General features: G+C 69.7%; 8 protein-coding genes, 1 tRNA gene and 1 pseudogene. 8 read left to right on the forward strand and 2 right to left on the reverse strand.

Annotated elements, in window-relative coordinates; translation table 11 throughout:
- Positions 1-128: 128 nt before the first annotated feature.
- The 5 genes and pseudogenes from ACGFYN_RS27670 (at position 129) to ACGFYN_RS27690 (ending at position 5,576) form a co-directional block, all read left to right on the forward strand.
- Positions 129-605, forward strand: coding sequence for a septum formation initiator family protein (locus ACGFYN_RS27670; RefSeq protein WP_393868579.1), 477 nt, complete (start codon positions 129-131; stop codon positions 603-605).
- Between the two features lie 68 nt (positions 606-673).
- Positions 674-1,075: pseudogene (locus ACGFYN_RS27675) on the forward strand (DUF501 domain-containing protein); the annotation flags it as partial.
- Positions 1,076-1,279: 204 nt separating this feature from the next.
- Positions 1,280-2,236: an exopolyphosphatase gene (locus tag ACGFYN_RS27680; RefSeq protein ID WP_393868658.1), complete on the forward strand. Its 957-nt coding sequence runs from the start codon at positions 1,280-1,282 to the stop codon at positions 2,234-2,236.
- 444 nt (positions 2,237-2,680) lie between these two features.
- Entirely contained in the window at positions 2,681-4,063 is a 1,383-nt protein-coding gene (locus ACGFYN_RS27685) for an NAD(P)/FAD-dependent oxidoreductase (protein WP_393868580.1), read from the forward strand.
- Positions 4,064-4,274: 211 nt separating this feature from the next.
- Positions 4,275-5,576, forward strand: a complete 1,302-nt coding sequence (locus ACGFYN_RS27690) for a class I SAM-dependent methyltransferase (protein ID WP_393868581.1) — start codon at positions 4,275-4,277, stop codon at positions 5,574-5,576.
- 57 nt (positions 5,577-5,633) lie between these two features.
- Here ACGFYN_RS27690 and ACGFYN_RS27695 read toward each other — a convergent pair whose 3' ends face one another.
- On the reverse strand, positions 5,634-8,162 hold the full coding sequence (locus tag ACGFYN_RS27695; protein ID WP_393868582.1) for an ABC transporter permease: 2,529 nt from the start codon (positions 8,160-8,162) through the stop codon (positions 5,634-5,636).
- Complete coding sequence (locus tag ACGFYN_RS27700) at positions 8,162-8,968, reverse strand: ABC transporter ATP-binding protein (RefSeq protein ID WP_393868659.1); 807 nt, start codon at positions 8,966-8,968, stop codon at positions 8,162-8,164. The genes ACGFYN_RS27695 and ACGFYN_RS27700 overlap by 1 nt, the downstream gene beginning before the upstream one ends.
- A 374-nt stretch (positions 8,969-9,342) precedes the next feature.
- Here ACGFYN_RS27700 and ACGFYN_RS27705 point away from each other — a divergent pair.
- The 3 genes from ACGFYN_RS27705 (at position 9,343) to ACGFYN_RS27715 (ending at position 11,862) form a co-directional block, all read left to right on the forward strand.
- A tRNA-Leu gene (locus ACGFYN_RS27705) sits at positions 9,343-9,426 on the forward strand.
- A gap of 158 nt (positions 9,427-9,584) precedes the next feature.
- On the forward strand, positions 9,585-10,760 hold the full coding sequence (locus ACGFYN_RS27710; protein WP_393868583.1) for a 4-hydroxybenzoate 3-monooxygenase: 1,176 nt from the start codon (positions 9,585-9,587) through the stop codon (positions 10,758-10,760).
- A 193-nt stretch (positions 10,761-10,953) separates the two neighbouring features.
- Positions 10,954-11,862: a Bax inhibitor-1/YccA family protein gene (locus tag ACGFYN_RS27715; RefSeq protein WP_393868584.1), complete on the forward strand. Its 909-nt coding sequence runs from the start codon at positions 10,954-10,956 to the stop codon at positions 11,860-11,862.
- The last annotated feature ends 18 nt before the right edge of the window (positions 11,863-11,880 follow it).

Consider the following 11,880-nt stretch of genomic DNA (forward strand, 5'->3'; position numbering starts at 1 on the left):
CCAACCTCCGGGCCTGACCAACTTCGAGGGCCCTTCGTGGTCAAGCCCGAGCCAGTCGTACGTACGTCCCCGTACCGGTCCCGTACCGTGTGCGGGGACGTACGCACGTGTGACCGGGAGGCGGGGACATGGCCGTGAAGGACCGGGACCGGTTCTCGACCGCGACCAGGATCAAGCTGCTCGGCGAGCAGACGGCGGCCCGTGTCTACCGTTCGCAGACCAAGCGGCAGGCCCGCCGCTCGCGCCTGACCGGTCGCGCGGCCCTGCTCGCCCTGGTCGTGTGCTCCCTGGTCGTGGCCCTCGCGTATCCCATAAGGCAGTACGTCTCCCAGCGCTCGGAGATCTCCGATCTCCAGCGGCAGAAGCAGCAGGCCCGCGAGCGGGTCGAGCAGCTGCGCGACCTCAAGGCGCGCTGGCAGGACGACTCCTACGCCGAGCAGCAGATCCGGCAGCGGCTGCACTACGTGATGCCGGGCGAGACGGGCTACGTCGTCATCGACCCGAACGCGGCCAAGCAGTCGCGGTCCGAGCTCGGGGCGGCGGACCGCCCCTGGTACACCAACGTCTGGGACGACGTCGACAAGTCGGACGCCTCCGGCCGGTGAACCGACGTCTCCGACCGGTGAACCGGTGCCTCCTGCCGGTGAACCGCTGAACAAGTAGAAAGACAGGCATGGAAACGCCCCCGCCGCCCACCCCGCGCACCGAGCCCACCGCCGCGGACGTCGAAGCGTTCAAGCAGCAGCTCGGGCGGCCGCCGCGCGGGCTGCGCGCCATCGCGCACCGCTGCCCCTGCGGACAGCCGGACGTCGTCGAGACCGCCCCGCGGCTGGCCGACGGCACGCCCTTCCCGACGACGTACTACCTGACCTGCCCGCGCGCCGCCTCCGCGATCGGTACGCTGGAGGCCAACGGCGTCATGAAGGAGATGACCGAGCGTCTGCAGACCGACCCGGAACTGGCCGCCGCCTACCGCGCCGCGCACGAGGACTACATCGCCCGCCGCGACGCCATCGAGGTCCTGGAGGGCTTCCCGAGCGCGGGCGGCATGCCGGACCGGGTGAAGTGCCTGCATGTGCTGGTCGGCCACTCCCTGGCCGCGGGCCCGGGCGTCAACCCGCTCGGCGACGAGGCCATCGCGATGCTGCCGGAGTGGTGGCGCAAGGGCCCGTGCGTGCAGCCGCTCGCCGCGCCCGACCCGGCGGACGAGCACCCCGGTGAGCAGGGCGAGGTGCAGGACCCCACCGCGATCCGCAGCGGCTTCTTCGCCGACGCTCCGATGGTGCCCGCCGGGTTCACCCGGGTCGCCGCCGTCGACTGCGGTACGAACTCCATCCGGCTGCTCGTCGCGGACGTGAACCCGGCCACCGGTGAACTGCTGGAGCTGGACCGGCGCATGACGATCGTGCGGCTCGGCCAGGACGTGGACCGCACCGGCCGGCTCGCCCCCGAGGCGCTGGAGCGCACCTTCGCCGCCTGCCGCCGGTACGCGGAGGTGATCCGCGAACTCGGCGCCGCCAAGGTCCGGTTCGTGGCCACCTCGGCCTCCCGGGACGCCTCGAACCGCGACGACTTCGTCCGCGGCGTCGTGGACATCCTCGGCGTCGAGCCGGAGGTCATCTCCGGCGAGCAGGAGGCGGAGTACTCCTTCACCGGCGCGACGAAGGAGCTGACCGGCAGCGACGAGATGGCCAGGCCGTACCTCGTCGTCGACATCGGCGGCGGCTCCACCGAGTTCGTCGTGGGCGACGACCATGTGCGCGGGGCGCGCTCGGTCGACGTCGGCTGCGTCCGGATGACCGAGCGCCACCTCGTCCGGGACGGCGCCGTCACCGACCCGCCCACCGAGGAGCAGATCGCGGCCATGCGGGCCGACATCGAGCGGGCCCTCGACCTCGCCGAGGAGACCGTCCCGCTGCGCGAGGCGCGCACGCTGGTCGGGCTCGCGGGCTCGGTCACCACCGTGTCGGCGATCGCGCAGGAGCTGCCCGAGTACGACTCCGAGCGCATCCACCACTCCCGGGTCCCGCGCGAGAAGGTCCGCGAGATCACCGAGTGGCTGCTGCACTCCACCCACGCCGAGCGTGCGGCCGTCCCCTCCATGCACCCGGGGCGCGTCGACGTCATCGCGGCGGGCGCCCTGGTGCTGCTCTCGATCATGGAGCGGACCGGCGCGGAGGAGGTCGTGGTCAGCGAGCACGACATCCTCGACGGCATCGCCTGGTCGGTGGCGTAGGTCTCCTTCGTTACTGATCAGTAGCTCTCGGACGAGCAGGTCGGATAGCGTATGAGCGTGCCCCGAGGGGCCTTGCGGGGCCTCTCGGCGACGCCCCGCCGACGAAGTTCGTGAAGTTCTTCACAAGGAAATCCGCCTCGTGGAAGCAGGAAAAGCGTTCCGCTTGAGCTTTTCGGGGGTCAACAGGCCCTTGAACGTGTTCAATCGGGGTGGATGAGGGCGCCCCGAGAGGGTCTTCCAAGGGTGTGTTTCGGAGGGCTCACGGCGGTCGCTCAGGGACGGAGAGCCAGCTCACGCGGCATTGACAACGGGACGTACCGCCCCGGCAATACCCGTCGCCCGACGGGTCGCGTCAGACGGGTCGCGGAGAATAACACACCCCCTGTCGATGCTTGTGAAGGGGCGCACGAGCCCACCCCCTGAAGCAGGTGGATACTCGATGGCATGAGCACCACGGAGCGTCCCAGGATCCTCGTAGTAGGCGGTGGGTACGTAGGCCTGTACGCAGCTCGGCGCATCCAGAAGAAGATGCGCTACGGAGAGGCGACCGTCACGGTTGTCGATCCCCGGTCGTACATGACCTACCAGCCCTTCCTTCCCGAAACCGCCGCCGGCAACATCTCCCCGCGCCACGTCGTCGTCCCGCTGCGACGCGTGCTGCCGAAGGCGGAGGTCCTCACCGGCCGGGTCACCACCATCGACCAGGACCGCAAGGTCGCCACGATCTCCCCGCTGGTGGGCGAGGCGTACGAGCTGCCTTTCGACTACCTGGTGATCGCGCTCGGCGCGGTCTCCCGCACCTTCCCGATCCCCGGCCTCGCCGAGCAGGGCATCGGTATGAAGGGCGTCGAGGAGGCCATCGGCCTGCGCAACCACGTCCTCGAGCAGCTCGACAAGGCCGACTCCACCACCGACGAGGAGATCCGTCGCAAGGCGCTCACCTTCGTCTTCATCGGCGGCGGCTTCGCCGGTGCGGAGACCATCGGTGAGGTCGAGGACCTGGCCCGCGACGCGGCCAAGTACTACAAGAACGTGTCCCGCGAGGACATGCGCTTCATCCTCGTCGACGCCGCCGACAAGATCCTTCCCGAGGTCGGCCCGAAGCTGGGCTCCTACGGCAAGGAGCACCTGGAGAGCCGCGGCGTGGAGATCTACCTCTCCACCTCGATGGACTCCTGCGTCGACGGTCACGTGGTGCTGAAGAACGGCCTGGAGGTCGACTCCAACACCATCGTGTGGACGGCCGGCGTCAAGCCGAACCCGGTCCTGTCCCGCTACGGCCTGCCGCTCGGCCCCCGCGGTCACGTCGACTGCGCGCCGACCCTCCAGGTCAAGGGCACCGACTACATCTGGGCCGCCGGCGACAACGCCCAGGTCCCGGACCTCGTCGGCCGCAAGGCGGGCAACGAGAACGCCTGGTGCCCGCCGAACGCCCAGCACGCGCTGCGCCAGGCCAAGGTCCTCGGCGACAACGTGATCTCGGGTATGCGTGGCTTCCCGCAGAAGGACTACTCGCACGCCAACAAGGGCGCGGTGGCCGGTCTCGGGCTCCACAAGGGCGTCGCGATGATCGTCATGGGCAAGATGAAGATCAAGCTCAAGGGCCGGCTGGCCTGGTACATGCACCGCGGCTACCACGGCATGGCGATGCCGACCTGGAACCGCAAGATCCGTGTCTTCGCCGACTGGACGCTCGGCATGTTCCTCAAGCGCGAGGTCGTCTCCCTCGGTGCGATGGAGCACCCGCGCGAGGAGTTCTACGAGGCCGCGAAGCCGGTGCCGGCGGCTCAGCCGGAGAAGGCCAGGACCGAGGCCAAGGCTTCCTGACCGGATCCGGTCGCCGAACGAACCGAAGGACCTCCCGCCATCCGTGGTGCGGGAGGTCCTTCGGCGTTCCCGGGTGCTCCACCGGGCCAAGTAGATGGTTGCTGCATGTATTTTGCCTGACCGTAACGCGCGCGGGGGACTGCGCACGGCCCCCTCAGGTGTTTACGTGGTGATTGGTCATTCCGGGATCGCTGTCACGGAGGTGTGCGCCATGGCTGACGCCGCGCTGCGGCTGAAGAGCCTCGTCGAACAGTTGCTGGGGGTGCCGTTGCCGGTGCGCATCCGCGCCTGGGACGGTTCACAGGCGGGGCCGCCGGGTGCACCCGCGCTGGTCGTGCGGAACCGCCGGGCCGTGCGCCGGCTGCTGTGGAAGCCCGGCGAACTGGGTCTGGCCCGGGCCTGGGTGGCCGGCGACCTGGACATCGAGGGGGATCTCTACGAAACCCTCGACCTGATGTCATCGCTGGTCTGGGAGCGCGGTGAGGACTCCAGGACCCTGCTCCAGGCGCTCAGGGACCCGCAGGCGCGGGCCGCGGCCCGCGGGCTGGTGAAGGTGGCCGGGCTGCCGCTGCCGCCCGCCCCGCCGCGCGAGGAGGTCCGCAGATCCCGCGGGCATCTGCACACCAAGCGCAGCGACAGACGCGCCATCAGCCACCACTACGACGTCGGCAACGACTTCTACGAGATCGTGCTCGGCCCCTCCATGGTGTACTCGTGCGCCTACTGGCGGGAGGGCGGCACCCTGGAGGAGGCCCAGCGCGACAAGCTCGAACTCGTCTGCCGCAAGCTCGACCTGAAGCCCGGTCGGCGGCTGCTCGATGTCGGCTGCGGCTGGGGTTCCATGGCCATCCACGCGGCGCGCGAGCACGGCGTGGGCGTCGTCGGAGTCACGCTCTCCCACGAGCAGGCCGCGTACGCCCGCAAGCGCGTCGCCGACGAGGGGCTGACCGACCGGGTGGAGATCCGGGTGCAGGACTACCGGGACGTCGCCGACGGGCCGTACGACGCCATCTCCTCCATCGGCATGGCCGAACACGTGGGCGCGGAGCGGTACTTGGAGTACGCCCAGGACCTGCACAGCCTGCTGCGCCCTGGTGGGCGGCTGCTCAACCACCAGATCGCCCGCAGGCCCCAGCGCGACGAATCGGCGTACGACGTCGACGAGTTCATCGACGCGTACGTCTTCCCCGACGGCGAGCTCGCCCCGATCGGCACCACCGTCACCCAGCTCGAACGGGCCGGGTTCGAGGTGCGCGACGTCGAGTCGCTCCGCGAGCACTACGCCCTCACCCTGCGTCGTTGGGTCGCCAACCTGGAGACGGCGTGGGCGCGTTCGATGCGGCTGACCAGCCCGGGGCGGGCCCGTGTCTGGCGGCTGTACATGGCCGCGTGCGCGCTCGCCTTCGAGCGCAACCGCATCGGCATCAACCAGGTGCTGGCCGTGAAGGCACCGGAGGGCGGCGCGTCGGGGATGCCGCTGCGGGCGCGTACCTGGGGGGCGCCGGATTCCTAGGAGTACGTACGAAGGGGCCCCGTCCGGTGACCGGACGGGGCCCCGACTGCCGTAGGGCTACTCCGACTTGATGGCCGCCAGCATGTTCAGGCGGGCCGCCCGCCGGGCCGGCCACAGGGCCGCGAGGACGCCGACCGCCGCGGCCAGGAGGAGGAAGGTCCCCATCCTCGTCCAGGGCAGGACCAGTTCGTACGTCGCCATCTTCGTGCCCAGCAGCTCACCGGCCGCCCAGCCGAAGAAGACGCCCAGGCCGATGCCGAGCACGCCGCCGAACAGGGAGATCACGAGGGACTCCAGGCGGACCATGCGCTTGATGCCCTTGCGGTCCAGGCCGATCGCGCGGAGCATGCCGATCTCCTGCGAGCGTTCGAAGACCGACATGGCCAGGGTGTTGATGACACCGAGGACCGCGACGATCACCGCCATGGCCAGCAGGCCGTAGAGCATGTTCAGCATCAGCGTGAACATCTTCGCGATGTCGTCCGACAGGTCCTGCTTGCTCTGGACCTTGATGGCCGGGTTGGTGCCGAGGGCCTTCTCCAGCTTGTCCTTGGTCGTGCCGGAGGCGCCGTCCGCCGTCTTCACCAGGACCTGCATGTCGCCCGGGTCGGTCATGTGCGGGGTGACGGTGCCGCTGTCGACGAGGATGCCGCGGATGAGCTCGTTGCCCTCGTAGACGCCGGAGACCGTCAGCGGGGTCGACTTCCCGTCCTCGTAGTGCGCGGTGAAGCTCGAACCCTCCTTCCAGCCGTGGGACTTGGCCGTGTCCTCGTCCACGACGACCTGACCGCCGCCCACCTTGAAGGCGCCGTTGTCCACCTTCAGGTCGGTCAGCTTCGCGATCGCCGCGCCGTTCACACCGGTCAGGGACTCGCCCGAGCCGTCGATGCGCGAGTAGACGTTGCGCAGCGGGCTGGTGGCGGTGACCTCGTCGGTGGCGGCGAGCTTCTTGTCGACGTCCGTCGACAGCTCGTTGCCGTTGGCCATGGAGACCACGTAGTCGGCCTTGATGGCGGACGACGCCATCTTGTCGATGGACTTCTGCAGGCTGCCCGCCATCACCGTCATGCCGGTGATGAGGGTGAGCCCGATCATCAGCGCGGAGGCGGTGGCCGCCGTACGGCGCGGGTTGCGCACCGAGTTCTGGCGGGCCAGCTTGCCCGAGATGCCGAAGACCCTGAGGACCGGCGCCGCGGCCGCGATCAGCGGGCGGGACAGCAGCGGCGTGAGGATGAAGACGCCGATGATGAGCAGGACCGCGCCGAGCCCCATCGGGGCCTGGCCGTCCGAGCCGTCCATCGTGGTGGCCGCGAGGACCACCGCGATGCCCGCGGCGCTGAACAGCGCGCCCAGCGTGTTGCGCAGGACCAGCGACTTGGTCGTCGCCTTCGCGTGGACGCTGCTCATCGCGGCGACCGGAGGGATCTTCGCGGCGCGGCGGCCGGGCAGCCATGCCGCGAGCATGGTGATGACGACGCCGACCGCGAGGGCGGTCGCGACCGTGCCCGGCGTGATGATGAGCGGGCCGTCCGGGACGCTGCCGCCGAGCGTGCCCATCAGGGCGCGCAGACCGGCACCGATGCCGATGCCCGCGACCAGGCCGGTGACGCCCGCGACCACGCCGACCACGAAGGCCTCGATGAGCACGGACCGGGTCACCTGGCGGCGCGAGGCGCCGACGGCGCGCAGCAGCGCGAGCTCCTTGGTGCGCTGGGCGACCAGCATGGTGAAGGTGTTGGCGATGATGAACGTGCCGACGAAGAGCGCGATGCCCGCGAAGACCAGCAGGCCCTGCTTCAGCCCGCTCATCGACGAGGAGATCTGCTCGGCCTGGTCGTCGGCGAGCTTCTTGCCGGTGGTGGTCTCCACCAGCTTCGTGCCGAGCGCCTTGTCCAGGCCGGCCTTCAGCGCGGTCTGGGAGGTGCCGGCGGCGGCCTTCACGTCGATCTCGTCGTACGTGCCGGGCTTGCCGAACAGCTTCTGGGCGGTGGCCGTGTCGTAGAGGGCGAGGCTGCCGCCCGCGGCGACGTTGCCGTCGTCGGTGGTGAAGATGCCGCTGACGGTCGGGGTGAGGACCGGGCCGTCGACGGAGAGGCGGACCTTGTCGCCGACCTTGTACCCGGCGCGCTCGGCCGTCTTCGCGTCGATGGCGACCTGGTTCGCGCCGTGCGGCGCGCTGCCGGACTTCAGCGGGTACCGGGCGTCCTTGCCGCCCCAGTAGTTGCCGCCCTGCGACTGGAAGCCGCCGCCGATGAGCTTGCCGTCCTTGTCGGCGATGGCGGTGAAGCCGCTGACGACGCCGACGGTGTTCGCCGCGCCCGGCACCTTCGCGCTCCTGTCGAGCATGGCCTGGGTCAGCTCGGGCGCCTTGCTGATCGTATTGCCCTTGTCCTCCTGGTACTTGGCCGAGACGGCCACGTCGACCTGGTCGAAGCCCTTGGCCGAACTGTTCTGGTAGGCGTCGGAGATGGTGTTGGTGAAGACCAGCGTCCCGGACACGAACGCCACGCCGAGCATCACGGCGAGCACGGTCATCAGGAGCCGGGCCTTGTGCGCAAGGACGTTGCGCAGGGCGGTGCGGAACATCAGCTCGTACGGCCCTTCGCGTCGAACTGCTTCATGAAGTCCAGGACGCTGTCCGCGGTGGGCTGGTACATCTCGTCGACGATCCGGCCGTCCGCGAGGAACACCACCCGGTCCGCGTACGCCGCCGCCACCGGGTCGTGGGTCACCATGACCACCGTCTGCCCCAACTCCCTTACGGAGTTGCGCAGGAAGCCCAGCACCTCGGCGCCGGAGCGGGAGTCGAGGTTTCCGGTCGGCTCGTCGCCGAAGATGATGTCCGGGCGGGAGGCGAGCGCGCGGGCCACGGCGACGCGCTGCTGCTGTCCGCCGGAGAGCTGGGCCGGCCGGTGACCGAGGCGGTCCTTGAGCCCGACCATCCGGATCACCGTCTCCAGCCACTGCTTGTCGGGCTTGCGGCCGGCGATGTCCATCGGGAGGGTGATGTTCTCCAGGGCCGTCAGGGTCGGCAGCAGGTTGTACGCCTGGAAGATGAAGCCGATCTTGTCCCGGCGCAACTTGGTGAGCTGCTTGTCCTTGAGAGAGCCGAGCTCGGTGTCGCCGATGCGAACGGAGCCGGAGGAGAAGGTGTCGAGGCCGGCCACGCAGTGCATCAGCGTGGACTTGCCCGACCCCGAGGGGCCCATGATCGCGGTGAACTCGGCCTGGTGGAAGTCGACGGAGACCCGGTCGAGGGCGACCACCTGGGTCTCGCCCTGTCCGTAGATCTTCGACAGGTCCGTGGCTCGTGCGGCCACGGTGGCGGTGGCCCGGCCGGCGGCGACGGGTGTGGTGGTCACGGGAAGGAACTCCTCGCGGGACGACGTCATGAAGGGGACGTGTTCCATGGTGGTCGCCGTGCAAGCCCGTGTAGTCAGCCGCTGTTCCGGTTCCTGGGGGCGACTCGGGTCGGACCCCTCGCCGCGTAGTCATACCTGGGGATGACGGGGACCCCTGACTCCGCCGCCGGGCAGGTTGTACGTCGAGAACCGGTGGAGCACCCTCGTTCGGGCGGTGAAATTCCGTCATTCCGCATGCGCCACGAACCGTCGCACGCAAGGCTATTGGCAAGTGCGGATGGCTCTTACCGCGGGCTGATGCACCCTCAGACGTCAATAAAATAAGACAACATCGGTCCGCCGTTCCGCTGTTCGGGGGATGTATCCCGATAGGCTCGGGGCGCTCGAAGCGGAGCCCATGGCCTGCCCGGATGGTGGAATGCAGACACGGCGAGCTTAAACCTCGCTGCCCCTTCGCGGGCGTGCCGGTTCAAGTCCGGCTCCGGGCACTTCCACTCCTCGTTTCCGTGCATCCTTCATTGAAGACTTCACCATCTGAACGTTGACAGCGGGCCTGCGCCGGCCGGAGACTCACGTCAGAAATTGGTGAAAGAAATTTCACCAGACGAACATCGTGGCCATGGCGCCCACCCGAAGGGAACGACCGATGCGTACCACCGTCGGCATCATCGGAGCCGGTCCGGCCGGACTGCTGCTCGCCCGGCTGCTGCACAACGCCGGCATCGACTCGGTCGTGCTGGAGAGCCGCGACCGGGCCTACGTCGAGCAGCGCCAGCGGGCCGGAATCCTGGAGCAGGGCACGGTGGACGTGCTGCGCGCGGCCGGGGCCGGGGAGCGCATGGACCGGGAGGGCCTGCGGCACGACGGCATCGAGCTGCGGTATGCGAGGAAGCGCCGGCGTATCGACTTCCCCGCCCTCACCGGCGGCCGGTCGGTGATGGTGTACGCCCAGACCGAGGTGTGCAAGGACCTGATCGCGCTCCAGCTGAAGGAGGGCGGCCCGCTGCTGTTCGAGGCGGAGGCGCTCGCGGTCGAGGGCGTGGAGGGCGAGAACCCCCGTGTGCGGTTCCGGCACGAGGGCGCCGAGGACGTCCTGGAGTGCGACTACGTCGTCGGGTGCGACGGCTTCTGGGGCGTCGCCCGCAAGGCGATCCCCGAGGAGCTCACCCGCGTCTTCGAGCGGGCGTACCCCTTCTCCTGGCTCGGCGTCCTCGCCGACGTGCCGCCCTCGCACGACGAGCTCGTCTACGCCCGCCACGACCGCGGCTTCGCCCTGCTGTCCATGCGCTCCCCGTCCGTCTCCCGCCTCTACCTCCAGGTGCCCGAGGGCACCGACGCCGGGGCGTGGAGCGACGAGGAGATCTGGCAGGAGCTCGAGCGCCGCCTCGAGACCGAGGACGGCCGGCGGCTGGAGCGCGGCCCGATCACCCAGAAGTCGGTGACGCCCATGCGCTCCTACGTCCACGAGCCCATGCGGCACGGCCGGCTCTTCCTCGCGGGTGACGCCGCGCACATCGTGCCGCCCACGGGCGCGAAGGGCCTGAACCTCGCCGTCGGGGACGTCGTCACCTTCGCGCGGGCGCTGGCCCGCCGGAAGCAGACCGGCTCCGCGGATCTCCTGGACGCCTACTCGCAGACCTGCCTGCGCCGGGTCTGGCAGGCCGAGCGGTTCTCGTACGACATGACGGCCATGCTGCACGCGGCCCCCGGCGCCACGCCCTTCGAGGAGCGGCTCCAGCTCGCCCGGCTGGAGCGCATCGCCTCCTCGCGGGCCGCCGAGACCGACCTCGCCGAGGGCTACACGGGCTTCCCGCTGGCCTGAGTGATCTCCGACAGGTTCCGGCCATGTCGCAGATTGGTCATGACTGGGCCCCTGCGGTGAGGGGAATCACGGATCCGCGTAGCGTGTTGCGCAGCACGACGAGGGAAAGATCCTCCCCAAGCACTAGGGTCAATCCTTTGCCTACCTATTACCCTTGATGCCAAGGCCGCGTGCGCGGCCATGGAGGAGTGCAATGAGGAGCAGAAACCCGGTCTTCTCGCGACGGGGGTTCAGCCGCGACAACGGCTACGCGGGCTTCAACGCCGCGCCGCAGGCCGGGGGACAGGCTGTCGGCACGCAGGGCAACCCGTACGCCCAGCCGGCCGGCAACCCCTACGCGCAGAACCCGTACGCGCAGAACCCGTACGCCCAGCAGGGCCTGCAGGGCGGCGCCCCGCCCCAGGCCCCGGCCACCACCGGCCGGATGACGATGGACGACGTCGTGCTGCGCACGGCGACGACGCTCGGCACCCTGATCGTGACGGCCGCGCTCGCCTGGGCGCTGCTGCCGGTCGACGACGCCCACATCAGCCGGTCCTACGGCATCGGCATCGGCGCCGCGCTGGTCGGCATGGTCCTGGCGTTCGTCCAGTCCTTCAAGCGCAAGGCCTCGCCGGCGCTGATCCTGACGTACGCCGCGTTCGAGGGTGTCTTCCTCGGCGTGGTCTCCAGCATCGTCGACCAGCGCATCGCGAGCGGCGCGGCCATGCAGGCCGTGATCGGCACGATGGCGGTCTTCGCCGGTGTGCTGCTCGCCTACAAGGCCGGCTGGATCCGCGTCAACCGCCGCTTCTACGGCTTCGTGATGGCGGCCGCGATCGGCTTCGTGCTGCTGATGATGGTGAACCTGCTGTTCGCCGTCTTCGGCGGCGGTGACGGCCTCGGCTTCCGCAGCGGTCCGCTCGGCGTCTTCTTCGGCGTCGTCGGCATCCTGCTCGGCGCGTGCTTCCTCGCCCTGGACTTCAAGCAGGTCGAGGACGGCATCGCCTACGGCGCGCCGAAGGACGAGGCGTGGCTGGCGGCCTTCGGCCTGACGCTGACGCTGGTGTGGATCTACATGGAGTTCCTGCGGATCATCGCGATCCTCAACAGCAACGACTAGCGGTCGCGCGGCGACCGC

This window comes from Streptomyces sp. NPDC048419 (assembly GCF_043200415.1).
Lineage (GTDB): Bacteria > Actinomycetota > Actinomycetes > Streptomycetales > Streptomycetaceae > Streptomyces.

Coding starts and splice junctions, on each gene's coding strand:
- ACGFYN_RS27670 (WP_393868579.1), top strand. CDS start 129: ATGGCCGTGAAGGACCGGGACCGGTTCTCGACCGCGACCAGGATCAAG.
- ACGFYN_RS27680 (WP_393868658.1), top strand. CDS start 1,280: ATGGTGCCCGCCGGGTTCACCCGGGTCGCCGCCGTCGACTGCGGTACG.
- ACGFYN_RS27685 (WP_393868580.1), top strand. CDS start 2,681: ATGAGCACCACGGAGCGTCCCAGGATCCTCGTAGTAGGCGGTGGGTAC.
- ACGFYN_RS27690 (WP_393868581.1), top strand. CDS start 4,275: ATGGCTGACGCCGCGCTGCGGCTGAAGAGCCTCGTCGAACAGTTGCTG.
- ACGFYN_RS27695 (WP_393868582.1), bottom strand. CDS start 8,162: ATGTTCCGCACCGCCCTGCGCAACGTCCTTGCGCACAAGGCCCGGCTC.
- ACGFYN_RS27700 (WP_393868659.1), bottom strand. CDS start 8,968: ATGACGTCGTCCCGCGAGGAGTTCCTTCCCGTGACCACCACACCCGTC.
- ACGFYN_RS27710 (WP_393868583.1), top strand. CDS start 9,585: ATGCGTACCACCGTCGGCATCATCGGAGCCGGTCCGGCCGGACTGCTG.
- ACGFYN_RS27715 (WP_393868584.1), top strand. CDS start 10,954: ATGAGGAGCAGAAACCCGGTCTTCTCGCGACGGGGGTTCAGCCGCGAC.